Source organism: Aeromonas sp. DNRA1 (assembly GCF_963888745.1).
GTDB lineage: Bacteria > Pseudomonadota > Gammaproteobacteria > Enterobacterales > Aeromonadaceae > Aeromonas > Aeromonas hydrophila.
Genome location: NZ_CAWPKQ010000003.1, coordinates 460,849 through 487,718 on the forward strand (window position 1 = coordinate 460,849; position 26,870 = coordinate 487,718).

A 26,870-nucleotide genomic window follows, 5' to 3' on the forward strand; every position below is an offset into this window, starting at 1 on the left:
GCTGAAATAAATAAAAGAAATGGCAGGGGTAATCATTCCCCTGCCTGCTACAACAGCGGAATTGTCGTGAGTTTTCTCCCCGTGGTATCTGAATATCGGATTTCCCGGTGAGATGGCTCCCGACCCCATAATCTGGATGAGGTACGCATGTCCCAATTTTCTCTGAAGATGGATATTGCCGATAACCGTTTTTTTACCGGTGAACCATCTCCCCTGTTTTCTCGCGCCGAAGCACAAAAGGCCCGTGCATTTCATAAAAAACTGGCCGGTTATGAACCGACACCCCTGTGCGACCTGAAAGATCTGGCCGCCTATATCGGGGTAAAAAATATTCTGGTCAAGGATGAGTCAAAACGCTTTGGCCTTAATGCCTTCAAGATGCTCGGTGGCGTTTACGCCATTGCCAACCTGCTCTGTGAAAAATACGGGGTGGCCGTCGAAGATTTCTCCTTCGATCTCATCAAACGCACCATCAAGGAGCCGATGACCTTCGCCACCACCACAGATGGCAACCACGGTCGCGGCGTTGCCTGGGCCGCCAAGCAGGTAGGCCAGCATGCGGTGGTCTACATGCCCAAGGGCTCTGCCCAGGAGCGGGTTGACCACATTCTCAATCTCGGTGCCGAGTGCATTGTCACCGATATGAACTATGACGACACCGTGCGCCTGACCATGAAGATGGCCGAAGAGCGCGGTTGGCACATAGTGCAGGACACTGCCTGGGAGGGTTACACCAAGATCCCGACCTGGATCATGCAGGGTTACTCCACTCTGGCCGACGAAGCGGTCGAGCAGATGCAGGATATGGGCATCAAGCAGCCGACCCACGTGCTGCTGCAGGCCGGGGTAGGGGCGCTGGCGGGCGGCGTACTCGGCTATCTGGTGGACTGCTTCGGGGCGAAAAACCTGCACAGTATCGTGGTCGAGCCGGATCAGGCCGACTGCATCTACCGCTCCGGCGTGGCGGGGGAGATGGTCAATGTGGGGGGCGACATGCGCACCATCATGGCCGGTCTCGCCTGCGGTGAACCCAACCCGCTTGGCTGGCCGCTGCTCAGGGGCTGCACCACCCAGTTCATCTCCTGCCACGACAAGGTGTCGGCACTGGGCATGAGAGTGCTCGGCAACCCTCTTGGCAATGACCCCCGCATCATCTCCGGTGAGTCCGGCTCGGTCGGTACCGGCGTGCTGGCGGCGGTGCGTCACCACCCGGATCGCGCGGCGCTGATGGAACGTCTGGGGCTGGATAGCAACTCGGTCGTGCTCATCATCAACACCGAAGGTGACACCGATGTTAAGCACTACCGGGAAGTGGTGTGGGAAGGCAAACATCCTGCCTGCGATTAACCCCGGCTGTGAGTAATCCCTGCGAGAGCAGAGAGACGAATTGAAGAACTGATCGCGCCTCGCCAACGGGGCGCGGTAACGGGCACAGGGCGCTGCCGACGAACAGGCTGCGCACTCTCAGTTGTTATGGAGAATCACAATGAGCAAGCAAATTCCGTTTGAAATGGTGTTGGAGAAGGCCTACCAGTACAAGGCCGAGATGAGTCAGTTCCTGCGCGACATGATCGCCATCCCGAGCGAGAGCTGCGATGAAGAGCGCGTCGTGCTGCGCATCAAGCAGGAGATGGAGAAGGTTGGCTTTGACAAGGTCGAGATCGACCCCATGGGCAACGTGCTGGGCTATATCGGCCACGGCCCGCACCTGATCGCCATGGATGCCCACATCGATACCGTGGGCGTCGGCAACATGGCCAACTGGAAGTTCGACCCCTATGAGGGGATGGAAGATCACGAGATCATCGGTGGCCGCGGCGCATCTGACCAAGAAGGCGGCATGGCCTCCATGGTCTATGCGGGCAAGATCATCAAGGATTTGGGGTTGGAAGATCAGTACACCCTGCTGGTGACCGGTACCGTACAGGAGGAGGATTGCGATGGCCTCTGCTGGCAGTACATCATCGAGCAGAGCAAGATCCGCCCCGAGTTTGTGGTCAGTACCGAACCCACCGACTGCCAGATCTACCGTGGCCAGCGTGGCCGCATGGAGATCCGCATCGATGTGCAGGGGGTCAGCTGCCACGGCTCCGCACCGGAGCGCGGTGACAACGCCATCTTCAAGATGGGCCCCATCCTTGGCGAGCTGCAGGAGCTGAGCCACAACCTCGGCAATGACGACTTCCTCGGCAAGGGCACCCTGACCGTCTCCGAGATCTTCTTCACCTCCCCAAGCCGCTGCGCCGTGGCGGACAGCTGCGCCGTCTCCATCGACCGCCGCCTCACCTGGGGCGAAACCTGGCAAGGGGCGCTCGACGAGATCCGCGCCCTGCCTGCGGTGCAAGCCGCCGGTGCCGAGGTCTCCATGTACCAGTACGACCGTCCAGCCTACACCGGTCTGGTCTACCCGACCGAGTGCTACTTCCCGACCTGGAAGGTGGAAGAGGATCACATCACCGTCAAAACCCTCTCCAAGGCTTATCGCGAGCTGTTCAACAAGGAGCCGGTGGTGGACAAGTGGACCTTCTCGACCAACGGGGTCTCCATCATGGGTCGCCACGGTATTCCGGTCATCGGTTTTGGCCCGGGTAAAGAGCCGGAGGCCCATGCCCCGAACGAGAAGACCTGGAAAGAGCATCTGGTCAAGTGCGCCGCCATGTACGCCGTGATCCCCATGCTCTATCTGGCCGAGCTGGACAAGTAAGGGGGCCGCCGGGCGGTGACTCTCATCACCGCCCGTCTGTTGCAAGTGCCCCGTCTCCATTGAGGCGGGGCTTTGCTGTTTGAAGTGATGTTCGAGGTGGTGGGGATGAAACGGCTGATCAAAAACGGTGTGCTGGTCGATGCACAGGGGGAATATCGTCAGGATCTGCTGATCGAGAACGGGGTGATCCGCGCGCGAGCCGCCGCTATCCAGCCCGATGGCGAGACCGACGTGATCGATGCCAGCGGCTGCTATGTGATGCCGGGCGGCATCGACGTCCATACCCACTTCAACATCGATGTCGGCATTGCCCGCAGTTGCGATGACTTTTTCAGCGGTACCCGTGCTGCCGCCTGTGGTGGCACCACCACCATCGTCGATCACATGGGATTTGGCCCGGCGGGGTGCAATCTGCATCACCAGCTGGCCCGCTATCACGACTATGCCGCCGATCAGGCGGTGGTCGATTACAGCTTTCACGGCGTTGTCCAGCATGTGGATGACGCTATCCTCCACGAAATGGCCGCCATGGTGCAGGAGGAGGGGATCAGCAGCTTCAAGCTCTATCTCACCTACCAGTACAAGTTGGGGGATCACGACGTGCTGCGCGCCCTGGCCCGCCTCAAGGAGGTGGGGGCGCTTGCCACCGTCCATCCCGAGAACGATGCCGCCATCGCGGCGCGCCGTGCGGCCCTATTGGCCGCCGGTCACCATGAACCCTGGCATCACCCGCAAAGCCGCCCGCTGGAGTGCGAGGCGGAGGCGATCGCCCGGATGATCAATCTGGCGGGGCTCGCTGGCAATGCGCCGCTCTATATCGTCCACCTATCCAATGGCTTGGGGTTGGAGTATCTGAAACTGGCGCGTCGGCAGGGACAGCCGGTCTGGGTGGAGACCTGCCCGCAATATCTGCTGCTCGATGAGCAGTGTTATTACAAGGATAACGGGGTCGACTATCTGTTGAGCCCGCCGCTGCGCTCGCGTCGCGAGCAGGACAAGCTGTGGGTCGGTATCGCTGCTGGCGACATCGATACGGTGGCGACCGATCACTGCAACTTCTCCCACGCCCTGCGCATGACCCTCTCGGGGGGCGATTTCAGCCGCTGCCCCAACGGCTTGCCCGGGGTCGAAAACCGGATGCTGCTGCTCTTTGCCCACGGGGTATTGGGCGGGCGCATCTCGCCGTCCCGCTTCGTGGCCCTCACCAGCGCCAACCCGGCGCGCCTGTTTGGCCTCTGGCCGCGCAAGGGCAACCTGCAACCGGGGTCTGACGCCGATCTGGTGATCATGGATCCCCGTGGCGAGACCCTGATCCGTCACGCCGCCCTGCACGACAACGGCGACTACAGCCCCTACGAGGGGATGCGCTGCCCGGGCCAGATCAGACTGACCCTGAGTCGCGGCGAGATGGTCGCCCGCGATGGCGAGTTTCTGGGGCGGCGTGGTCACGGCCGCTTTTTGGCCAGAGCGCCCTTTGATCCGGCGTTGGCGCCGGAGCTGCACTCGCCTTGCCCCACAGTGGCAGGCTGACAATTCGTTCGAAATACGCAAATCAGCAAGCTTATGTGAACAACGAAAGGTGGGCCGGTATTGCGCCGGCTTGTCCCATCACTGGAGATAACAAGATGAAACAGAGAATCGTACTGGCCCTTGGTGGCAATGCGCTGGGCAACAACCTGCCCGAGCAGATGAAGGCGGTGCAGAGCACGGCAGGCACCATTGCCGACCTGATCGCTCAGGGGCATGAAGTGGTGGTGACCCACGGCAACGGCCCGCAGGTAGGGATGATCCAGCAGGCGTTCGAGGTGGCGGCCCGCCACGATCCCAAGGCGCCCCATCTGCCCATGTCGGTCTGCGTGGCCCTGAGTCAGGGTTATATCGGTTATGACCTGCAAAACGCTCTGCGCGAGGCCTTGCTGGCGCGTGGTATTCACAAGCCGGTCGCTACTCTGGTGACCCAGGTGGAGGTGGATAAAAACGATCCCGCCTTCCTCGACCCGAGCAAACCCATCGGCGGCTTCTTCAGCAAGGAGGAGGCCGAAGCATTGATGGCCAAGGGGGAGCGGCTCAAAGAGGATGCCGGTCGCGGCTATCGCCGGGTGGTCGCATCTCCCAAACCCGTCGACATCATCGAGAAGGAGACCGTCTCCGCCATGCTGGCCGCCGGTCAGGTGGTGATCACCGTCGGTGGCGGCGGCATTCCGGTGCTGCGCGAGGGCAATCACCTGCGCGGTGCCAGCGCGGTGATCGACAAGGATTGGGCCAGTGCCAGGCTGGCGGAGCTCATCGATGCCGACATGCTGATCATCCTCACTGCGGTAGAGCAGGTCGCCATCAACTTCGGCAAGCCCGAGGTGCAGTGGCTGGATCAGTTGAGCGTGGGGGATGCTCAGCGCTTTATCGAGCAGGGGCAGTTTGCCAAGGGCTCCATGCTGCCCAAGGTGGAGGCGGCGCTCTCGTTCGCCACCTCCATGGCGGGGCGCAAATCCCTGATCACCCTGCTGGAGAAGGCGGCTGACGGCATTGCCGGCAAGACCGGCACCCTGATAAGCCAGTAGGGTCGAGCAAGGTTGTAACCTGGGGGCCGTCGGCCCCTTTTCTGTTGGCTGGTGCCAGGGATTGGCAGAGGGAGCGCATGGGCCGGCCAGCTCTTATCCACGGTGGGCAGGGGGACGGCAGAGGAGTAAGATGGCGCCCCGAATGGCGGACGCACCGGCCGCCGCAGCAACAAGGCAGCACAATGAATAGCAAGTTGAACATGGCGGCGCTGGGGGGATTGGTCCTGCTCACTGCCATCTGGAGTTACAGCTGGATCGTGATGAAGCAGGTGATGCTCTACGCGGGGGCGTTCGAGTTCACCGCCCTGCGCTGCCTGTGCGGATCCCTGGTGTTGCTGCTGGTGCAGTGCCTGCGTGGCCGCCGTTATCTCAAACCTACCCCGTTTCGCTATACCCTCGCCATCGCCCTGTTCCAGACCTGCGGCATGGTGGGGTTGGCTCAGTGGGCGCTCATCAGCGGCGGGGCGGGCAAGGTGGCCATTCTGAGCTACACCATGCCGTTCTGGGTGGTGATCTTCGCGGCGCTCTTTCTCGGCGAGCGGATGCGCAAGCTGCACTATCTGGCGGTCGGGGTGGCCGCCTGCGGCCTGCTGCTGGTGATCGAGCCCTGGCAGCTGCATCTGGATTCCATGAAAAGTGCGCTGCTGGGGATTGCTTCCGGCATCTGCTGGGGGATCAGCGCCATCATCGCCAAGCGGATGTATGCCCGCCACCCTGCGGTAGATCTGATGTCCCTCACCACTTGGCAGATGATCTACGCCACCATTGTGATGGCCGTGGTGGCGGCGCTGGTGCCGGAGCGACCCATCGACTGGCAGCCCTATGTGTTTGGTGCGCTCGCCTACAGCGCCATCTTTGCCACGGCGCTGGCCTGGAGCCTCTGGTTGTTCGTACTGAAAAAGCTGCCGGCGGGGATCGCCGGGCTCAGCACCCTGGCGGTGCCGGTGAGCGGCGTGCTGCTCTCCTGGTGGCTGCTTGGTGAAAATCCGGGGCCGGTGGAGGGGAGCGGTATCGCCCTTATCGTGCTGGCGCTTCTCGTTATCAGCCGCAAGGGCAAGCGCTCCGTGGTGTCGGTGGCGGGGGAGACCCGGGCCAGGCAGGGCTAAGCCGATTGCCGGCAAAGTGACAAAAAGGGCCCGCCATCATGGCGGGCCCTTTTTGTTGGCGTGCTGGCTTATCTGCGTTGGGCCAGATGCATCATGGTCTCCAACACGGCGCCGCCCGTTGATGACGCGGGCCTTGCCGTTCGAGCTTATCTGCGCTGGGCCAGATGCATCATGGCTTCCAGCACGGCGCCGCCGATGGCGCGGGCCTTGTCCGATACCGTAGTGGCATCGGCTCGCTCGCCTCTGGGGTCGATGTCACCGATCTTGAAGCCGACGGTCACCTCGATGCCATCGCTCAGCAGACCTCGCACCATGCCGGAGAGCGGCGCGATAATGGGAGTGTCTCCCACATGGGCGATCACATCCCCCTCCTGCACCAGATCACCGAGCTTGATCAGGCTCTTCATCACCCCGGCGACAGGGGCGCGCACCACCCGGCGGGCGGAGTGCCCCTCGATCACCCCGGGAATGCCGGTATTGGGTTGGGCGGGGCCCTGATAGATGACCCGGCCCAGATGATGGCCGCGGTTGGTCTCGATGACCGCATCGCAGTCGCGCCCCGCCTCAAACCCCGGGCCAAGGGCCACCGTAATGGGGGCCATCTCTCTGTGAGTGCCGAGATTTTGCTTGGCGAGGATGGCATCCACCAGATAGCGGGGCTTGAGCTCGGCGAGGGTGGCACAGTCGGGGTCAACCAGCAGCGGAATGACACCCAGATCCAGCTGCTCGAACGCCTGCTCGACGCTCTCGACCCGCTTGGCTCGCACTCCTTCGACGCGGGTCTCGTCGTCGAACATCCCCTGGGCGAAGGCGACGGTGCGGCGGATCACCGTGGGTTTGTCGAGATCCAGCATTACCACCTTGAAACCGGCATTGTGCAGGCGCAGTGCCACCCCGGTGGCGATGTCGCCGGAGCCACGCATCACCACCAGCTGATCCCGCTTGAGGCGCACATCATCCTGCATCAGCCCACCCGATTTACCGTTTTTCACCTGCAGCAGCTCGGCGAGGATGCTGATGGCGATCTCCTCGGGGGTTTCAGCTCCGATGTTGTAACCGATGGGGGCGTGCAGCCGCTGCAGTTGCTCCTGGCTCACCCCTTGCTGGCGCAGCGCCTGGGTGAAGGTCTGCACCTTGCGCTTGCTGGCGAGCAGCCCCAGATAGGCGAGGGGACGGCTGATAAGCCGATCCAGCGCCTCCTTGTCCTGATGGTTGGTGGCGATGATGACGAAGTTGGCGGGCTCGATGGCCAGTTTCTCGATCATCGCGCTGATGGTATCGGCCTGCACCAGATGGGTACCGGCCGGGAAGAGGTCAGGGTTGAGGCTCCCTTCGAAGCAATCCCCTACATGGACATCAAAGCCGAGCGGCGCCGCGGCATGGGCCAGTGCCCGGTTGACGTGGCCGGCGCCGATCAATACCAGGCGGGGGCGCAGGCCGTAGACGTCGATGTAGACCGACATGGCGCCGCCGCAATCCGAGCCCACCGCATGTTCACCGTTGCGGGCCATCCGGCCGTGGAAGATGCGCGGCTTGCGCTCGGCAATGGCGGCCATCGCTTCCTCGATCACCAGCCGCTCGATCATGCCGCCGCCGATGGTACCGAGGATCCGGCCATCGGCCATCACCAGCATCTGGGCCTGATGGCGCGGGGTGGAGCCCCGGCTCTCGATGATCTGGGCCATGGCAAAGGGGGTGTTCTCCTGCTCCAGTCGGGCAGCGTGTGCAAACAGATTCATAAGGTACCTCGTATCATCCTTAACGGGTCAGCGACTGCGCGGCTCCGGGGGCAGGCCGACAGCAAACATGGTGAATGGTGCCGGGTTCACGCACTGCCCCCTGCCAGATGGCGTGGAGCTCGGGGTGGCGTTGCAGCAGGTTTATCAGGGCGGGCAGCCACTGCTGCTCATTTTGATAATCGCCATTGATAAACCAGACTCGGCGCGCCCCGGGCGGGGTGCCCTTGAACGCCCCCTCGGGGTGGGCGATGAGCCGGTCAAACAGGGCCCAGTCGAGCCGTTCACCGGCCGCAATCCCGCACAGGGCCTGGAACTCGGCCCAGCGGTGGATCTGCGCCGGGTCGGCGCTGGCGCCCACCATGGCGCCGCCCATCAGGGCGATCACCCAATCACTGTGCTGAGGAATGCGAGGTTCGTGCAAAGCGGGCGCTTTCAATAACTTGTGATGGGCGCCGTCCGCCTCCACCAGGATGATGTCGAAGCGTTGCTGCCCCTTGAGCAGATCGATCTGCTGAGGGCTCGGCCCCACCGCCTTGCCGCTGGCCCGATCGAGGTGGCTGAACAGCACCAGCTGCATCGGCTCATCGGGCAGGGCCTGGCAGCGGGTCAGCTGACGGATGGGGTCGGCCTCGATCAGCAGGGTGCGCCGAGAGGAGGGGGCGGGCAGAAACATCCGAGTGCTGGTGGTGAGCAGCACCTTCTTGCCCTGTTGATGGAAATAATCGGCCAGCCAGAAGAGGGTGCTGGTTTTCCCCCCGGCGCCGCAAAGACTAATTAAAGTGGTACGCCCATCAATATTTTCGGTGAGCGGGTTTAATACACTCTCGATATTTGGCGAGGTGAGCAAGATGGGTGATGAAATAGCCATGGCGACGACCGATGAAAATAGAGGCGCGGTCAGTGAGAAGCACTGGCATTCGCGCGAGCGGTGCGACTGCCTAATTACGGCGGCCGGCCTCTCATCACGAATGGGCGCGTGGAAATTGATGCTACCGTATCGCCAGAGCACGATTCTTGATGAGAGTCTCAAAAATGCCCTGGTGCTGTGTGACCGGGTCATTCTGGTGGTGGGGCATCGCGCCGATGAGCTGATCAGTCGCTACGCCAATCACCCCCGTATCCGGCTGGTACACAATCATGATTATGCACAGGGGCTTGGCAGCTCCATCCGCGCGGGGCTCGCCGCCTGTAGCAGCGAACACCTCTTCATAAGCCACGGCGATCTGCCCTGCATCCCCCCCGAGGTGTACCGCACGCTCTGGCAGGCGCGGGGGGACGAGACCCTCTTTACCTCCTATCAGGGGGAGGCTGGCCACCCCGTGCTGTTGCCCAGACCCCTTGCCATGGCGCTGGCGACGGCGCCGGCACAGGGTTCGGTGCGCCGCTGGCTGCTGGCGCACCCCCACCGTTTCATCGAAGTGCAGAGCGCCGCCATCCTGCAGGATGTGGACACCCCGGAGCGTTATCAGGCGCTGCTGGCAACCGAAGCATTCGAGCGCTGAGCTGGTCGTCTGGCAGGGGCTTGCCCGGCCTTGCTTTGCATATTTATCCCCTTGTCTAACCCGTTATCAGGGACCGACAGCGGCCGTTATCATCCTGGCCGGCCTGATAATGGCGCTGGCCTCGCCCTTTATCAAACTGATAGCGCGCCGCGCCAAAGTGAGATCATTGTTAGCCGTGAGAGCTGCGTTTCCATTATTTAAATTCGGTGTTGATAGCCACTCTCATTGTCGAAACTGGTATCATTTTTCGATGTTTTATTAATTGGAGGTGCCTCACGTTTTTATGGCTGAAAAATAAAAAGATCCGGCGCTGGCCTGATTGTTGCTCTTGTCAGTTTCAAGGGGCTTTTTATGCGTGGTTATGGATGGGCCCCATTTATTCACCCTGTCAATGAGCAGTGCCGCTGCAAGGAGATCAACATGGGCGATATTATGCGACCCGTTCCCTTCAAGAACCTTCTGGTCCGTATCTTCTCGGAATATAAAGCGAGTCAATCCATCTTCGGCATTCCCGCCGCGCAATTCTATCGCAAGCAGGACGATCGCAAGATCAAGGTGTTCGGTGAAACCTGCGAAACCCCCATCGGCCCGGCAGCCGGCCCCCATACCCAGCTGGCCCAGAACATCGTCACCTCCTGGCTGACCGGCGGGCGCTTTATCGAGCTCAAGACGGTGCAGATCCTGGACCGTCTCGAACTGGAAAAGCCCTGCATCGATGCCGAGGATGAGTGCTTCAATACCGAGTGGTCCACCGAGTTCACCCTGCCCAAGGCGTTTGACGAGTACCTGAAGGCCTGGTTTGCCCTCTATCTGCTGGAGGAGGTGTTTGACCCACGCCTCGACGGAGAGGCCAAGTCCTTCATCTTCAACATGAGCGTGGGTTACAACCTCGATGGCATCAAACAGCCGCCGATGCAGCAGTTCATCCACAGCCTGAGGGATGCAAGCCAAAGTCCGAAATTTGCCGAGTACCAGCAGGTGGTACGTGACCTCGTGGCCGACGAGCAGTTTATCGCCGAGCTGGGACTGGGGGCGCGCCGCGATCGCCTGCAAAAGCTGGTGGATCGTATCCCGGCCAATCTGGTGCACGGCGTTACCCTCTCTACCATGCACGGCTGCCCGCCGAACGAGATTGAGGCCATCTGCCGCTACATGCTGGAAGAGAAGGGGCTTAACACCTTCGTCAAACTGAACCCGACCCTGCTGGGCTACCCGCGGGTGCGCGAGATCCTCGATACCTGCGGCTTTGATTACATTGGTCTGAGCGAAGCGTCGTTCGATCACGACCTCAAGCTGGATCAGGCCAAGGCGATGCTGACCCGTCTGATGGCGCTGGGGGCCGAGAAGGGGCTCACCTTCGGGGTGAAACTCACCAATACCCTTGGCACCATCAACCGCAAGGGGGCGCTGCCGGGGGATGAGATGTATATGTCCGGCCGGGCGCTGTTCCCGCTCTCCATCAACGTGGCGGCCGTGCTGTCCCGCGCCTTCGATGGCAAGCTGCCCATCTCCTACTCGGGCGGTGCCAGCAAATTCAACATCGCGGAGATCTTCGAGACCGGCATTCGTCCCATCACCATGGCCACCGACCTGCTGAAACCGGGTGGCTACCTGCGCCAGATCGAGTGCCTCAACGAGATCGACGCTTCCGATAGCTGGGCCATGACCCAGGTGGATGTCGAGAAGCTGGAAGCCCTGGCCGCCAAGGCGCTCACCATGGATTACACCCAGAAGGAGTGGAAGTCCGACGATCGCATCGAAGTGGGGGGCGGCCTGCCGATGACCGACTGCTACGTGGCGCCCTGCGTCACCGCCTGCGCCGTGCATCAGGATATTCCCGAGTACATTCGCCTGATGGGCGAGGGGGAGTATGTGGCTGCCCTTGAGCTGATTTATCAGCGCAACGCCTTGCCCGCCATCACCGGCCACATCTGCGATCACCAGTGCCAGTACAACTGCACCCGTCTCGATTACGACAGCCCGCTCAATATCCGTGAGCTCAAGAAGGTCGCGCTGGAGCGCGGCTGGGAAGGGTACAAGGCCCGCTGGCACAAACCGGCAGGCAGTGGTGACAAACATCCGGTTGCGGTCATTGGCGCCGGTCCTGCAGGTCTCTCCGCCGGTTACTTCCTGGCCCGTGCCGGTCACCCGGTCACCGTGTTCGAGCGCGAAGCGGATGCCGGTGGCGTGGTCAAGCACATCATCCCCGAGTTCCGCATTCCGGCAGAGCTCATCCAGCACGATATCGACTTTGTCGCCGCCCACGGGGTCAAGTTCGAGTTTGGTTGCGATCCGGCGCTCACCGTCGACAAGCTGCACGCCCGGGGCTTTAGCTATGTCTTCGTCGGCATCGGCGCTGACAAGAATGGCGGCATGCGTCTCGAAGGGGGTCATGATCGGGTCTACAAGTCCTTCAACTTCCTGCGCAGCTTCAATCAGGGCAAACCGCTACCGCTGGGCCGCCATGTGGCTGTGGTTGGTGCCGGCAACACCGCCATGGACTGTGCCCGCGCCGCCCTCAAGGTGCCGGGTGTCAGCGATGTGACCGTTATCTACCGCCGCAGCGAAAAAGAGATGCCCGCCTATCGCGAGGAGTATCTGGAAGCGGTGGAGGATGGGGTGCGTTTCTGCTTCCTCACCAATCCGGAGCGCTTTGAGAAAGATGGCAAGCTTGTCGTGCGGATGATGGCGCTGGGGGAACCTGACGAGCAGGGCCGCCGCCGTCCGGTGCCCACCGAGCAGACCGAAGTGATGCAGATGGATGCCCTGATCACCGCCATCGGCGAGCAGCCTGATTGCGAGGTGCTCAAAGCGATGGGCATTCCCCTTGGCAGCGATGGCTGGCCCGAGGTGGATGGCCAGACTGGCGAAACCAGCCGTCGCAACGTCTTCCTCATCGGTGACGTGCAGAGCGGACCATCCTCCATCGTCGGTGCCATCGGTGGTGCCCGCCGCGCCGCGGATCTGGTGCTCTCTCGCGAGCATATCGCCAGCCAGCAGAGCGAAGTGACCATCCAGCCGTCGGGCAAGGATGAGATCTACCGCCGCAAGGGGAGCATCGCCGTCACCATGGTTGACAAGAGCGAGCGTGATGCCTTCGTGGCGCAAGAGGCGCACCGTTGCCTCGAGTGCAACTACCTCTGCAGCAAGTGCGTGGATGTCTGCCCCAACCGGGCCAACGTCGCCATTGCGGTGCCGGGCTTCAAAGACCAGTTCCAGACCCTGCACCTGGATGCCTACTGCAACGAATGTGGCAACTGCGCCCAGTTCTGCCCGTGGCAGGGCAAGCCCTATCAGGACAAGGTCACCATCTTCAGCCTGCCCGAGGATTTCGACAACAGCCGCAACCCCGGGTTCTATCTGGCGGATGGTGGCGAACTGCGGGTGCGTCAGGATGGCGAGACCTATCGCCTGACCATAGATGCCCAGAGCCGGATCAAGGACGCGCCAGCAGCCCTTGGCGACATGTGCCGGATCATCAGCCATGTCCATGCCCATCACCACTACCTGCTGGGGGCCGTCGAGGCCTGAGCGAACCACGAATAAGCGAAGGAGCAAACCATGTTTATTCTGAAGAACGTCACCGCTGTCCAGCTGGAGCCGACCCTGGTGCTGGAAGGGGTGGATATCGCCATCGAAGGATCGCTTATCAAAGCGGTGGGGCCCAATCTGCGGGCCCTCTACCCGGAGGCCAACTATCGGGAGATGGGGGGCAAGCTAGTGATGCCGGGCATCGTCTGTGCCCACAACCACTTCTACTCCGGCCTGTCGCGGGGGATCATGGCCAATATCGCCCCCTGCCCGGATTTTATCTCCACCCTGAAAAACCTCTGGTGGCGGCTCGATCGGGCGCTTGATGAAGAGTCCCTCTACTACAGCGGCCTCATCTGCTCGCTGGAAGCGATCAAGAGCGGCTGCAGCGCGGTGATCGACCACCACGCCTCGCCCAACTTCATCAAGGGCTCCCTGAATGTGCTGCGCAAAGGGTTTATGGAGGCGGGTCTGCGCGGCATGACCTGCTTCGAAACCACGGATCGTAATGGCGGCCTTGCCGAGCTGCAGGCCGGGGTGGAGGAGAACATCCTGTTCGCCCAACAGATCGATGCGGCCAAGGCCAAGGGGAGCGAACCCTATCTGGTGGAGGCTCATATCGGCGCCCACGCCCCCTTTACGGTACCGGACGAGGGGCTGGCCATGTTGCGCGAAGCGGTGCAGGTCACCGGTCGCGGGCTGCATATTCATGTGGCGGAAGACCGCTACGACATGGCTCACGGTCACCACCACTATGGCAAGGAGCCCATCGCCCGGCTGGACGAGTTTGGCCTTGTCGACAGCAAAACCCTGATCGCCCACGGCATCTACTTAAGCCCGGCTGACATCGAGCTGCTCAACAGCCGCGATGCCTTCCTGGTGCATAACGCCCGCTCCAACATGAACAACCATGTGGGCTACAACATGCACCTGCCGGAGTATCGCAATCTGGCACTTGGCACCGATGGTATCGGCTCCGACATGCTCGAAGAGCTCAAGTTTGCCTACTTCAAGCACAAGGATGCCGGCGGAGCCCTGTGGCCAGACAGCTTTGCCCGCTTCCTCTGGAACGGCAACACCCTGCTGGAGCGCAACTTCGGCGCCAAATTTGGCCGCCTGGAGCCGGGTTACAAGGCTGACCTCACCATCTGCGACTACGCAGCACCGACCCCGCTGGCGCCGCGCAACCTCGGCGGCCATCTCGCCTTTGGTATGGGATCGAACAGCGTCAACAGCGTGATGGTGGAGGGGCGCATGGTCTATCAGGATCGCGAGTTCCCGTTCGATGTCGCGCCCCTTTATGAGCAGGCCAGCAAGGTGGCGAGCCGCCTGTGGCAACGGATGGATCAGCTGGCCTGAGGCCACCCTCCGCACGTTTGGACTGGATTGCCCGCCCTGTGGATTTTCCCGGCGGCGGGCAGCAAGAGTAAGGACGACACATGATTGAGCAATTCTTCCGACCCGAGCAACTGGGTCAGGCTTTGGAACTCAAGGCCCGCTTTGGCAACGACGCCGTCTATATGGGGGGCGGCAGCAAGCTCAACGCAGCCCCGACCCGCACCGACAAGAAGGTCGCCATCTCGCTGGACAAGCTCGGACTTGGCCAGATTGAGCAGCAGCACGGTCAACTCCACATCGGCGCCACCGTCACCCTGCAAGCCCTCAAAGACGACCCCCGTACCCCGGCCGCCCTGTGCGAGGCGCTGGGGTTTGTCTACTCCCGCCATCTGCGCAATCAGGCCACCCTCGGCGGCGAGATTGCCTGCCAACAGCAGGACTCCCCGCTGCTGCCGGTACTGCTGGTACTCGAAGCCGTGGTGGTGCTGGAGAACAACCAGCTGCAACCCATAGATGCCTATCTGGCGGGCCAGCGCAAGGAGCTGGTGCTGGGGGTGGTGCTGCCGGAGCCCGCGCTGCGCTGCGCCACTCGCCGCATCAGCCGCAACGCCGACGGTCTGGCGGTGATGACTGCCGCGGTGGCCCTTGATGCCCTTGGCGAGATGCGGGTCGCCGTTGCTGGCGTTACGCCGCAGCCGATGCGCCTGCGGGACGTGGAGCGTCATGAGCTGCACGATGCCGCGCTGGAGGCGGCCGTGAGCGAGCTGGTTGCGCCGCGCGCGGATCTCGGCGGCAGCGTGGCCTACAAGCGCTATATCAGCGGGGTAGTGGTGGCGGATCTGCTGGTCGAGTGCCAGCAGCAGGAGGTACAGGCATGATGGAACTCAACTTTACCCTGAACGGTGCCCTGCGTACCGTCATCGCCCCGGCGGGCGAGAATGCCCAGCGGGTGCTGTTCAACCAGTGCCGGATGCACTCGGTGCGCAACAGCGACGACGGCTTCGGCTTTGCCGGCTCCGACGCCATCCTGTTCAACGGCAAGGTGATCAACGCCTCCCTGCTGATCGCCGCCCAGCTGGATGGGGCGAAGGTGCGCACCGCTGAGTCGCTGGGCAGCTGGAACCAGCTCAGCCTGGTGCAGCAGGCCATGGTCGACGTGGGCGTGGTGCAGTCCGGCTACAACGATCCGGCTGCGGCGCTCATCGTCACCGACCTGCTTGATCGCCACCCCAGCCCCAGCCGTGATCAAATCGACGACGCCCTCTCGGGCCTGTTTCACCGCGATGGCGGCTACCAGCAGTTCTATCAGGCCATCGAGCTTGCCAGCTCGCGCCTCAAGGATCCCGATTACCTGTGCCAGATTGCCCCCGAGTTTCGTGACGATCTGCGCCATATCGGCAAGAGCTGCCCGAAAGTGGACGCCGCCAAGATGGTTCAGGCCAAACCCTGCTACGTGGAGGACAGGGTTACCGAGGATGCGCTGGTCATCAAGATGCTGCGAAGCCCCCATCCCCATGCGGTGATCACCAAACTCGACGTGAGCCGCGCCGAAGCCATGCCGGGGGTGGTGCACGTCATCACCCACCTCAACTGCCCGGATATTTACTACACCCCGGGTGGCCAGAGCGCGCCCGAGCCGTCACCGCTCGATCGCCGCATGTTTGGCCGCAAGCTGCGTCACGTCGGTGATCGGGTGGCCGCCGTGGTGGCCGAGAGTGAAGCCATCGCCTTGGCGGCGCTCAAGCTCATCGAGGTCGAGTATCAGGTGCTGCCGGCGGTCATGAGCATTGACGAGGCGATGGCCCCCAATGCACCGCTGGTCCACGACGAGCCCATCGTCTACATGGCTGGAGCACCGGCGGATCTCGAGCAGCAGAACGCCTGCTCGGTGCACCGCGGCGACGAGCACATGATCATCAACTTTCCCATCGGTTCCCGCCCGCACGAGAACCTGGCCGCCAGCGTCCATGGCCAGATTGGCGATGTGGCCAAGGGCTTTGCCGAGGCGGACGAGATTGTCGAGCGCACCTACGAGTCGACCCAGGCCCAGCAGTGCCCGACCGAGCCACACATCTGCTTTACCTACATGGATGGGGATCGTCTGGTGATCCACGCCTCCACCCAGGTGCCTTGGCACGTGCGCCGTCAGGTGGCGCGCATCGTCGGCATGAAGCAGCATCAGGTGCACGTGATCAAGGAGCGGGTAGGGGGCGGCTTTGGCTCCAAGCAGGACATCCTGCTGGAAGAGGTGTGCGCTTGGGCGACCAAGGTCACCGGCCGTCCCGCCACCTTCCGCTACACCCGTGAAGAGGAGTTCATCAGCAACACCTCCCGCCATGTGGCCAAGGTGAAGGTGAAAGTGGGGGCCAAGAATGATGGCACCATCACCGCCATCGAGATGGATTTTCGAGCCAACACCGGCCCTTACGGCAACCACTCATTGACGGTGCCGAGCAACGGCCCGGCGCTCTCTTTGCCGCTCTATCCGTGCGAGAACGTGCGCTTTACCGTCAACACCTATTACAGCAACATCTGCCCGACCGGCGCCTATCAGGGTTATGGTGCGCCCAAGGGCAACTTCGCGCTGACCATGGCCATTGCGGAACTTGCCGAGAAACTGGGTATCGATCAGCTCGACATGGTGGAGCACAACCGGGTGCATGAAGGGGACATCCTCAAGGTGCTGGGTGCCATCGGCGAGGGCAAGATGCCTACCTCGGTGCCCCACGCGGCCAGCTGCGCCCTCGAACCCATCCTCAAACAGGGTCGCGAACTTATCGAGTGGGATAGCCCCAAACCCGCCGACGGGAATTGGCGGATCGGCCGTGGTGTCGCCATCATCATGCAGAAATCGGGGATCCCGGATATCGATCAGGCCAACTGCATGGTCAAGCTGGAATCGGACGGCACCTTTATCGTCCACTCCGGTGGCGCCGATATCGGCACCGGCCTCGATACCGTGGTGGCCAAGCTGACTGCCGAAGTGCTCGGTTGCCCGCTCAGCGATGTGCACGTCATCTCCGGCGACACTGACCACGCCCTGTTCGACAAGGGGGCCTACGCCTCGTCAGGCACCTGCTTCTCCGGCAACGCGGCCAAGAAGGCGGCCGAGAATCTCAAGGAGAAGATCCTGTTCCACGGTGCCGCCATGCTGGGCGAGCCGGTAGCCGATGTTGAGCTGGCGTTCCCGGGCCTGGTGCGCGGCAAGCTGGGGGAGGTGAGCCTCGCCAAGCTGGCCCACAAGGCCGAGACCGGTACCGGCTTCGGTATCCTGGTGGGCACCGCCAGCTACATCACCTCTGAGCTTGCCTTCCCGTATGGCGCCAACTTCGCCGAGGTGGCGGTCAACGTCAGAACCGGCGAGATCCGGCTCGACAAGTTCTACGCCCTGCTCGACTGCGGCACCCCCATCAACCCGGAGCTGGCGCTCGGCCAGATCTACGGGGCGACCATGCGGGCTATCGGCCACTCCCTGACCGAGGAGATCTGCTACGACGGCAAGGGCATCCCGCTCACCCGGGATCTGAAGAGCTATGGCGCGCCCAAGATCGGCGATATTCCGCGCGATTTTAGGGCCTTCCTGGTACCGAGTGACGACAAGGTCGGCCCTTACGGCGCCAAGTCCATCTCGGAGATCGGGGTCAACGGCGCGGCGCCTGCCATCGCCACCGCCATCCACGACGCCTGTGGTGTCTGGTTGCGCAAGTGGCACTTCACGCCGGAGCAGATCCTGCGCGAACTGGGCAAGCTGGAGCAACAAGTGTCGGCATAACAAAAGAAAAGGTGAGGGGCGGGCGCAGGCTCGCCCCCAGCACCTGACAGCGGAATGAGTACTCCGCCCATATTCTGTGTGATGGGACAATCAAGATGTCTAAAACAACACGCAAGCACTCGGACCTGATTTACGCGCTCGAAGACAAACCTCCCTTTTACCAAACCCTGATGGGGGCCGTGACCCACCTGCTGGCCATCTTCGTGCCCATGGTGACGCCGGCCCTGATCGTGGGCGGGGCCCTTGGCCTCTCCACCGAGACCACCGCCTATCTGGTCTCCATGGCGATGATCGCCTCCGGCATCGGCACCTGGCTGCAGGTGAACCGCTACGGCCCCATCGGCTCGGGGCTGCTCTCCATCCAGTCGGTCAACTTCTCCTTCGTCACCGTGATGATCGCGCTTGGCAGCGCCATGAAAAAAGATGGCCTGCACGAGGAGCTGATCGTCTCGACCCTGCTCGGGGTCTCCTTCGTCGGGGCCTTCCTGGTAATGGGCTCCTCCTTTGTGCTGCCCTATCTCAAGCGGGTGATCACCCCCACCGTGAGCGGGGTAGTGGTGCTGATGATTGGCCTGAGCCTCATCAAGGTGGGGATCATCGACTTTGGCGGCGGCTTCTCCGCCATGAGCAGCGGCACCTTCGGCAAATACGAGAACATCGGCCTGGGGCTGCTGGTGCTCTGCGTCATCGTCGCCTTCAACTGCAGCAGGAGCCCCTTGCTGCGCATGAGCGGCATCGCCATCGGCCTGCTGGTGGGCTATGCGGTGGCCCTGATGCTCGGCATGGTGGACTTCTCCGCCCTTGAGAACCTGCCGCTCATCACAGTACCCATCCCGTTCAAATACGGTTTTTCTTTCGATCTGCACGCCTTCGTGCTGGCCGGCACCATCTATCTGTTGAGTGTGCTGGAGGCGGTGGGGGACATCACCGCCACCGCCATGGTCTCCCACCGGGATATTCAGGGCCCTGAATTTCAAAAACGGCTCTCCGGCGGCGTGCTGGCGGACGGCCTGGTATCGGTGATCGCCTCGGCCCTCGGTTCCCTGCCGCTCACCACCTTCGCCCAGAACAACGGCGTCATCCAGATGACCGGGGTGGCCTCGCGCCACGTGGGCAAGTTCATCGCCGTCATCCTGGTGCTGCTCGGCCTCTTCCCGGTGGTAGGGCGCTTCTTCACCACCATACCGTCACCGGTGATGGGGGGGGCCATGGTCATCATGTTCTCCATGATCGCCATCGCCGGCGGGCGCATCATCATCAGTCACGGTTTCGATCGGCGCGAGACCCTGATCGTCGCCACCTCGCTCGGGCTGGGGCTCGGGGTCTCCTACGACCCGAACGTCTTCAAGGTGCTGCCAGCGGGCATCTACATGCTGGTGGAGAACCCCATCTGCGCCGGCGGCATCACCGCCATCATCATGAACCTGGTGCTGCCCCAGAGCCGCAGACGCCAAGCGGCCGCCAATGCCGCCGAGGCGGTGGAGCTGATCCAGCTGAGCGACAAACCCGACACCCGTTTTGCCACCCGGCCCGCCCCGTCGGCCACCGCCCGCCAACAGGGGCTGGCGACGGACGAGGCACAGGTGCGCGCCCCGCAAGTGGATCGCGGCTAACGAACAACAAGAGGGAATTGAGAGATGAAAAACGACAACTCCGTCAAGGCGGTGCGCGGCAGCTTCTTTGACATCACCCGGGTGGTGAGCCAGCCCGAGGAGATAGAGCCCAATGCCCGCCTCATCGAAGACGGCCTGCTGATCATCCGTAACGGCTGCATCGACTGGTTCGGCCAGTGGGAGGAGGGCCGTGATCGCATTCCGGCCCAGGTACGGGTGCGGGATTATCGCGGCAAGATGATAGTGCCGGGCTTTGTCGACACCCACATCCACTACCCGCAAAGCGAGATGGTGGGGGCCTATGGCGAGCAGCTGCTGGAGTGGCTCAACCGCCATACCTTCCCGGCCGAGCGGCGCTACAACGATCTCGAGTACGCCCGCGAGATGTCCACCTTCTTCATCAAGCAGCTGCTGCGAAACGGCACCACCACGGCGCTGGTGTTTGGCACCGTCCACCCCGAATCGGTGGATGCCCTGTTCGAGGCGGCCAGCCGCATCAACATGCGGATGATCGCGGGCAAGGTGATGATGGATCGCAACGCGCCCGATTATTTGCTGGATACCGCCGAGAGCAGTTATGAACAGAGCAAGGCGCTCATCGAGCGCTGGCACGGCAACGGCCGCTTGCTTTACGCCATCACGCCGCGCTTTGCCCCCACCTCGACCCCGGCGCAGCTGGCGATGGCGAGGCGGCTGCGTGAAGAGTACCCGACCACCTATCTGCACACCCACTTGTGCGAGAACAAGGACGAGATAGCCTGGGTGAAATCCCTTTTCCCGGCGCATCAGGGCTATCTCGATGTCTATCACCAGCACGGGCTGACCGGCCACAACTGCGTGTTTGCCCACTGCGTCCATCTGGAAGAGCAGGAGTGGGATTGCCTGAAGGAGACCGGCTCCACCATCGCGTTTTGTCCCACCTCCAATCTGTATCTGGGCAGTGGGCTGTTCAAGCTGCACAAGGCGTGGCACAAGCAGGTGAAGGTGGGGATGGGCACCGACATCGGCGCCGGCACCACCTTCAACATGCTGCAGACCCTCAACGAGGCCTACAAGGTGATGCAGTTGCAGGGCGAGCGCCTCTCGGCCTATCAGGCCTTCTATCTGGCGACCCTGGGCGGTGCCCATGCGCTGGGACTGGACGAGCAGATCGGCAGCTTCGCGGTGGGCAAGGAGGCGGACTTCGTGGTGCTCGACCCGGTCGCCACCCCGCTGCAGCAGCTGCGTTATGACAACTCCACCACCCTGCGCGACAAGCTGTTCGTGCTGCTGACCCTGGGGGATGACAGATCCATCTACCGCACCTACGTGGATGGCCAGCTGGTGCATGAGCGGGGTTGATCCGCTTTTCAAAGCAGAGGGGCGGGCATGCTCGCCCCGGGAACACGGCAGCAGGGGCCAGCGTGGTGCCTGCGCCGCACGACAGGCGGGGCGCTTGCCCCGCCACTGCAGGTGAAATGGCCCGGTTTTTTTAGATGGCAAGTCAAACGTTTGCCTTGCCTGCCAACCCCAAGATGCCGGCGACCGTGGCAGCAGAGACCCACGGCACCGACCGCCATTTCGTCACGACACATTCAGGGATGCAGGAAGGAGTCGGCCATGAGCCAGACAAACAGGATAAACGAGATGGACGGGGCAGTTGCGGACAAGGGGGCGGCGGCGGGACAGCCCGCCGGCGGCGCGCTCGATCGCTACTTCATGATCAGCGAGCGGGGCAGCAACGTGCGCCAGGAGGTGCTGGCGGGGCTCACCACCTTCCTCGCCATGGTCTATTCGGTGATCGTGGTGCCCAGCATGCTCGGCAAGGCGGGCTTTCCCCCCGGCACCGTGTTCGTGGCCACCTGTCTGGTGGCGGGCTTTGGTTCGCTGCTGATGGGGCTCTGGGCCAAGCTGCCGATGGCCATCGGCTGCGCCATCTCGCTCACCGCCTTTACCGCCTTCAGCCTGGTGCTGGGGCAGCAGATCTCCATCCCGGTGGCGCTCGGTGCCGTCTTTCTGATGGGGGTGCTGTTTACCGCCATCTCGGTGACCGGAGTGCGCAGCTGGATCCTCGACAACCTGCCGATGGGGATCGCCCACGGCACCGGCATCGGCATCGGGCTCTTCCTGCTGCTCATCGCCGCCAACGGGGTGGGGCTGGTGATCAAAAACCCGCTGGAGGGGCTGCCGGTGGCGCTGGGGGCCTTTACCTCCATGCCGGTCATCATGTCCCTCATCGGGCTGGCGGTCATCGTCGGGCTGGAGAAACTTAAGGTGCCGGGCGGGATCCTGCTGGTGATCATCGCCATCTCCATTTTCGGTCTCATCTTCGATCCGGCGGTCAAGTACCAGGGGCTGTTCGCCATGCCGAGCCTCGCCGACGAGCAGGGCAAGTCCCTCATCTTCAACCTGGACATCATGGGGGCGCTCTCGCCGCTGGTGCTGCCAAGCGTGCTGGCGCTGGTGATGACGGCGGTGTTTGATGCCACCGGCACCATTCGCGCCGTGGCGGGGCAGGCCAATCTGCTGGACAAGGATGGCCACATCATCAACAGCGGCAAGGCGCTGAGCGCCGACTCCATCAGCAGCATCTTCTCCGGTCTGGTGGGGGCTGCGCCGGCCGCCGTCTACATCGAATCGGCGGCGGGCACGGCGGCAGGCGGCAAGACCGGCCTTACAGCCACCGTGGTAGGGGTCTTGTTCCTGTTGATGTTGTTCCTCTCGCCGCTCTCCTATCTGGTGCCGGCCTATGCCACCGCACCGGCGCTGATGTACGTGGGACTGCTAATGTTGAGCAACGTTGCCCGGCTCGACTTCGATGATTTCGTCGGCGCCATGTCCGGCCTGCTGTGCGCCGTCTTCATCGTGCTCACCTGCAACATCGTCACTGGTATCATGCTGGGCTTCAGCGCCCTGGTGATCGGCCGCATCTGCTCGAAGGAGTGGCGCAAGCTCAACGTCGGCACCGTCATCATCGCCCTGGCGCTGGTGCTCTTCTACGCTGGCGGCTGGGCCATCTAGTCCGCATCGCGTTCTTCTCTATCGCGGGGCCTGCCTCTCTTGGCAGGTCCCGCCCTTCAAACCGAACTCATACCATTTTGATAACGGGGCTTACCAGATTGATAACGCCGCCCGGCACTGGCGCCGCCGAGTCCTCCATGGGTTGCGGCTGCGGGGCTGGCCACGGCCATGACGGAGAGCCTGATGGGCGCTGGATGGGATCTTCTTCACACTTCTTCCTTTTGCTCGCCGCCTTTGCCCCCCGGTTGGCCCGACGTGCCGGAAACGGGCGCATATCTTGCTGTTTTTTATACCGGTTCTGATTTTTTCTGCCTGACAAAGGACTTGCATATGTCCATAGGATTACCGCTCAAGCGGGTGGATGCCGAGGCCAAGGTGACCGGCAGCGCCCGCTACACCGACGACAACATCATGCTCGGCATGCGCCACGCCAAGTACGTGCGAAGCCATATCGCCCACGGCAAGGTGCTCACCATCGACGCCAGCGAGGCGCTGGCCCTGCACGGGGTCGAAGCCGTGTTCACCCACGAGGATGTGCCCACCACCTGTTTTCGCACCGCCGGTCACGCCTGGTCCCTCGATGAGACCAAGCGGGATGTGAAAGACCGCCGCCTGCTCACCGACCATGTGCGTCACTTCGGCGATGGCGTCGCCATCGTGGTGGCCCGCGATCCGCTGGTGGCCGAGAAGGCCGCTGCCCTAGTCAAGGTGACCTACGAGCCGCTGCCGGTGATGACGGATGCGGCCAGCGCCCTGGCCGAGGGGGCCTGTCCCATCCACCCGAGCGGCAACCTGCTGCGCCAGAGTCAGATCCGGGCGGGAGAGCCGGAGCAGGCCATCGCCGCCGCCGACTTGCAGTTCAAGGGGCACTACCAGACGCCGGTGGTGCAGCACTGTCATCTTGAGACGGTCACCTGCTACGCCTACATGGATCAGCCGGACCACATCATCGTCGTCACCAGCACCCAGATCCCCCAGATTGTGCGCAGCCGGGTGGCTAAATCCCTCGGCCTGCCCTGGTCGAGCGTGCGGGTGATCAAGCCCTACATGGGTGGCGGTTTTGGCAACAAGCAGGATGTGCTGGAAGAGCCGATGGCGGCGTTTCTGAGTTACCAGCTCGGTGGCGTGCCGGTCAAGGTGACGCTGAGCCGGGAGGAGTGCTTCTTTGCCTCCCGCACCCGCCATGGCTTTGCCATCGACGGCACCCTCGGTATCAACCGGGATGGCACCCTCAAGGGGTATCAGCTCGACGTGCTCTCCAACACCGGCGGCTATGCCTCTCACGGCCACTCCATCGCCAGCGCCGGCGCCAACAAGATCAGCTACCTCTATCCGCGCAGTGCCTTTGGCTACGACGCCAAAACCTTCTACAGCAACCTGCCCACCGCCGGTGCCATGCGCGGTTACGGCGCGCCCCAGGTGGTGTTTGCCCTCGAATGCATGCTGGATGATGCCTGCGCCGAGCTGGGTCTGGATCCGCTTGCGGTGCGCATCGCCAACGTGGCCCGCGAGGGGGATGTCAATCAGGTCAACCAGAAGACCATCTACAGTGCAGGGCTCCCTGAGTGCCTGCGCCGGGGCGGCGAGCAGTTCGAGTGGGAGCGGCTCAAGGCCGAGTGTCTGGCGCAGGATCCGGCGAGTCGGGTGCGCCGTGGCATCGGGGTGGCGTGCTTTAGCTACGGCTCCAACACCTACCCGGTGGGGGTCGAAATTGCCGGCGCCCGCATGCTGCTCAATCAGGATGGCACCGTCAATCTGCAGATCGGTGCCACCGAGATAGGTCAGGGGTCGGACACCGTCTTTGCCCAGATGGCGGCCCAGACGTTGGGCATTCCGTTTGAGCAGATCCGGGTCATCTCGACCCAGGATACCGACATCACCGCCTATGATCCTGGCTCGTTCGCCTCGCGCCAGAGCTATGTGGCAGCCCCTGCCATTCATCAGGCGGCGCTGCAACTGCGGGCCCGCATCCTCTCGCTGTCGGCCCAGCTCTGCCATCAGGATGTGGGATCGCTCACTCTGATCGACGGTTACGTGGTGCTTGCCGGTGCGCCGGACAAGGTGCTCATCAGCGTCGCCGAGGTGTCGGTCAACGCCTACTACCACCTCACCATCGGCGGCCAGATCACCTCCGAGGTCTCCCACAAGACCACCACCAACCCGCCGAGCTTTGGCTGCACCTTCGTCGATCTCAGTGTCGACATCGATCTCTGCAAGGTGACCATCAACCGCATCCTCAACCTGCACGATGCGGGCAAGATCCTCAACCCGCAGCTGGCGGAGGGGCAGGTGCACGGCGGCATGGGGATGGGGATCGGCTGGTCCCTGTTCGAGGAGATGATCATCGACGCCAAGACCGGCGTGGTGCGCAACCCCAACCTGCTCGACTACAAGTTCCCCACCATGCTGGATCTGCCCGAGCTTGAATGCGACTTCGTGCAGACCTACGAGCCCCAGTCGGTCTATGGCCACAAATCTCTGGGAGAACCGCCCATCATCTCGCCGGGCCCGGCGATCCGTAACGCCATTCGCATGGCGACCGGGGTCGCCATCAACGAGCTGCCCATCACCCCCAAGACCCTGTTCCGGGAGTTTGTCGCGGCGGGTCTGATTGGCGAGGGAGCAGGGGAGGAGCAACGCCATGTTTGATATTGCCCGTTACTACAAGGCCCACAGCGTGGCCGAGGCGGTCGCCCTGCGCCAGGCCGACCCCGAGGCGCGCCTGCTGGCCGGTGGCACCGATGTGATGATCCAGCTCCATCACCTCAACGCCGCCTATCGCCATATCGTCGATATTCACGACTTGCCCGAACTCAAGGGGGTGAGCGAGCTGGCTGACGGCGCTATTCGCATCGGCTCTGGCACCACCTTTACCGAGCTCATCGAAAACGAGCTGGTGCAGCGCCGCCTGCCGATGCTGGCCGAAGCCGCCGCCACCATCGCCGGCCCACAGATCCGCAACGTCGCCACCTATGGCGGCAACATCTGCAACGGCGCCACCAGTGCCGACTCGGCGGCGCCGACTGTCGCGCTGGAAGCGGAGCTGGAAATTGCCGGCCCCGATGGCACGCGCCGCATCCCCATCGCCGGTTTTCACACCGGCCCCGGCAAGGTGGCGCTGCAACCGGCGGAGATCCTGGTGGCGTTTCACTTTGCCCCGGACGCGCACCCCCAGGTGGGCTCCCACTACTTCAAGTACGCCATGCGGGGCGCCATGGACATTGCCACCATCGGCTGCGCCGCCTACTGCCAGATTGAGGATGGTCACTTCAAGCGCCTGCGGCTCGCTTATGGCGTGGCGGCCCCGACGCCGGTGCGCACCCCGCACGCCGAAGCGGCGGCCGAGGGGCAACCGCTGACCCGGGCGACGCTTGCGGCGATTGCCGAGGCGGTGGTGGCTGATGTGGCGCCGCGCTCCTCCTGGCGGGCAGAAAAGGAATTTCGCCTGCACCTTATCAAAACCCTGGCGCAGCGGGTGGTCGCCTGCGCAGTCGAACGTGCCGGAGGGAAGATCTTATGATGCAACCACAAAGCTGTCCCGCTGTGGAGATCCAGTGCGAGATCAACGGCAAACCATACTCCTATGCCGTGTCGCCCACCATGTCGCTGCTCCACTTCCTGCGCGGGCAGGGGCTCATCAGCGTGAAAGAGGGGTGCAGTGTCGGTGAGTGCGGCGCCTGTACCGTGCGGGTGGATGGCACGGCTATCGACAGCTGCCTCTATCTGGCGGTCTGGGCCGATGGCAAATCCATTCGCACCGTGGAGGGGGAGCGGCAGGGCAATGAGCTCTCCGACGTGCAGCAGGCCTTTATCGACGAGGGGGCGGTGCAGTGCGGTTTTTGCACCCCGGGCCTCGTGATGGCGAGCGCCGCCCTTCTCGACAAGGCCGAGCGCCGCCCATTGACCGAGGCGGAGATCCGCCGCGGCCTGTCGGGGAATCTGTGCCGCTGCACCGGTTATCAGAACGTGGTGCGGGCAGTGAAGAAGTGCTGCAAGGGGTGATGGGT

At 62.9% G+C, this 26,870-nt stretch carries 18 protein-coding genes; 16 read left to right on the forward strand and 2 right to left on the reverse strand.

Annotated features, from left to right (window positions below; all coding sequences use genetic code 11):
* Positions 1 to 147: 147 nt before the first annotated feature.
* From dpaL to AACQ43_RS12120, 5 genes are all read left to right on the forward strand, one after another.
* Positions 148 to 1,347: a diaminopropionate ammonia-lyase gene (gene dpaL, locus AACQ43_RS12100; protein WP_043850868.1), complete on the forward strand. Its 1,200-nt coding sequence runs from the start codon at positions 148 to 150 to the stop codon at positions 1,345 to 1,347.
* Positions 1,348 to 1,486: 139 nt separating this feature from the next.
* Complete coding sequence (locus tag AACQ43_RS12105; RefSeq protein WP_040070003.1) at positions 1,487 to 2,704, forward strand: YgeY family selenium metabolism-linked hydrolase; 1,218 nt, start codon at positions 1,487 to 1,489, stop codon at positions 2,702 to 2,704.
* A 105-nt stretch (positions 2,705 to 2,809) separates the two neighbouring features.
* On the forward strand, positions 2,810 to 4,234 hold the full coding sequence (hydA, locus tag AACQ43_RS12110) for a dihydropyrimidinase (protein ID WP_168967423.1): 1,425 nt from the start codon (positions 2,810 to 2,812) through the stop codon (positions 4,232 to 4,234).
* A 95-nt stretch (positions 4,235 to 4,329) separates the two neighbouring features.
* Positions 4,330 to 5,262: a carbamate kinase gene (arcC, locus tag AACQ43_RS12115; protein WP_168967424.1), complete on the forward strand. Its 933-nt coding sequence runs from the start codon at positions 4,330 to 4,332 to the stop codon at positions 5,260 to 5,262.
* A gap of 182 nt (positions 5,263 to 5,444) precedes the next feature.
* Positions 5,445 to 6,368 (forward strand): DMT family transporter, encoded by a 924-nt coding sequence (locus tag AACQ43_RS12120; protein ID WP_168967425.1) that lies wholly within the window; start codon positions 5,445 to 5,447, stop codon positions 6,366 to 6,368.
* Positions 6,369 to 6,514: 146 nt separating this feature from the next.
* Here the strand turns inward: AACQ43_RS12120 and yqeB are convergent, their stop codons facing one another.
* Together yqeB and yqeC are read right to left on the reverse strand one after the other, a co-directional pair.
* Entirely contained in the window at positions 6,515 to 8,107 is a 1,593-nt protein-coding gene (gene yqeB / locus AACQ43_RS12125; protein WP_168967426.1) for a selenium-dependent molybdenum cofactor biosynthesis protein YqeB, read from the reverse strand.
* A 19-nt stretch (positions 8,108 to 8,126) separates the two neighbouring features.
* Positions 8,127 to 8,975 (reverse strand): selenium cofactor biosynthesis protein YqeC, encoded by an 849-nt coding sequence (gene yqeC / locus AACQ43_RS12130; RefSeq protein WP_168967427.1) that lies wholly within the window; start codon positions 8,973 to 8,975, stop codon positions 8,127 to 8,129.
* Here yqeC and mocA point away from each other — a divergent pair.
* The 11 genes from mocA (at position 8,974) to xdhC (ending at position 26,865) form a co-directional block, all read left to right on the forward strand.
* Positions 8,974 to 9,609: a molybdenum cofactor cytidylyltransferase gene (gene mocA, locus AACQ43_RS12135; protein ID WP_282434310.1), complete on the forward strand. Its 636-nt coding sequence runs from the start codon at positions 8,974 to 8,976 to the stop codon at positions 9,607 to 9,609. The genes yqeC and mocA overlap by 2 nt on opposite strands.
* A gap of 420 nt (positions 9,610 to 10,029) precedes the next feature.
* On the forward strand, positions 10,030 to 13,140 hold the full coding sequence (gene ygfK, locus AACQ43_RS12140) for a putative selenate reductase subunit YgfK (RefSeq protein ID WP_168967429.1): 3,111 nt from the start codon (positions 10,030 to 10,032) through the stop codon (positions 13,138 to 13,140).
* Positions 13,141 to 13,170: 30 nt separating this feature from the next.
* Complete coding sequence (gene ssnA / locus AACQ43_RS12145; RefSeq protein ID WP_168967430.1) at positions 13,171 to 14,499, forward strand: putative aminohydrolase SsnA; 1,329 nt, start codon at positions 13,171 to 13,173, stop codon at positions 14,497 to 14,499.
* An 80-nt stretch (positions 14,500 to 14,579) separates the two neighbouring features.
* Positions 14,580 to 15,356: a molybdopterin-dependent oxidoreductase FAD-binding subunit gene (gene ygfM / locus AACQ43_RS12150; RefSeq protein WP_168967431.1), complete on the forward strand. Its 777-nt coding sequence runs from the start codon at positions 14,580 to 14,582 to the stop codon at positions 15,354 to 15,356.
* The gene (locus AACQ43_RS12155; protein ID WP_211162538.1) at positions 15,353 to 18,250 is read left to right on the forward strand and encodes a molybdopterin-dependent oxidoreductase Mo/Fe-S-binding subunit; all 2,898 of its coding nucleotides are present in this window, start codon (positions 15,353 to 15,355) and stop codon (positions 18,248 to 18,250) included. The genes ygfM and AACQ43_RS12155 overlap by 4 nt, the downstream gene beginning before the upstream one ends.
* A gap of 95 nt (positions 18,251 to 18,345) precedes the next feature.
* Positions 18,346 to 19,863 (forward strand): nucleobase:cation symporter-2 family protein, encoded by a 1,518-nt coding sequence (locus AACQ43_RS12160; protein ID WP_168967432.1) that lies wholly within the window; start codon positions 18,346 to 18,348, stop codon positions 19,861 to 19,863.
* Between the two features lie 24 nt (positions 19,864 to 19,887).
* Complete coding sequence (guaD, locus tag AACQ43_RS12165; RefSeq protein WP_010633916.1) at positions 19,888 to 21,204, forward strand: guanine deaminase; 1,317 nt, start codon at positions 19,888 to 19,890, stop codon at positions 21,202 to 21,204.
* A 285-nt stretch (positions 21,205 to 21,489) separates the two neighbouring features.
* Entirely contained in the window at positions 21,490 to 22,863 is a 1,374-nt protein-coding gene (locus tag AACQ43_RS12170) for an NCS2 family permease (RefSeq protein WP_168967613.1), read from the forward strand.
* A 330-nt stretch (positions 22,864 to 23,193) separates the two neighbouring features.
* On the forward strand, positions 23,194 to 25,512 hold the full coding sequence (xdhA, locus tag AACQ43_RS12175) for a xanthine dehydrogenase molybdenum-binding subunit XdhA (protein WP_168967433.1): 2,319 nt from the start codon (positions 23,194 to 23,196) through the stop codon (positions 25,510 to 25,512).
* The gene (gene xdhB, locus AACQ43_RS12180) at positions 25,505 to 26,383 is read left to right on the forward strand and encodes a xanthine dehydrogenase FAD-binding subunit XdhB (protein WP_168967434.1); all 879 of its coding nucleotides are present in this window, start codon (positions 25,505 to 25,507) and stop codon (positions 26,381 to 26,383) included. Before xdhA ends, xdhB begins: the two co-directional genes overlap by 8 nt.
* The gene (xdhC, locus tag AACQ43_RS12185) at positions 26,380 to 26,865 is read left to right on the forward strand and encodes a xanthine dehydrogenase iron sulfur-binding subunit XdhC (protein WP_168967435.1); all 486 of its coding nucleotides are present in this window, start codon (positions 26,380 to 26,382) and stop codon (positions 26,863 to 26,865) included. Before xdhB ends, xdhC begins: the two co-directional genes overlap by 4 nt.
* Positions 26,866 to 26,870 lie beyond the last annotated feature (5 nt).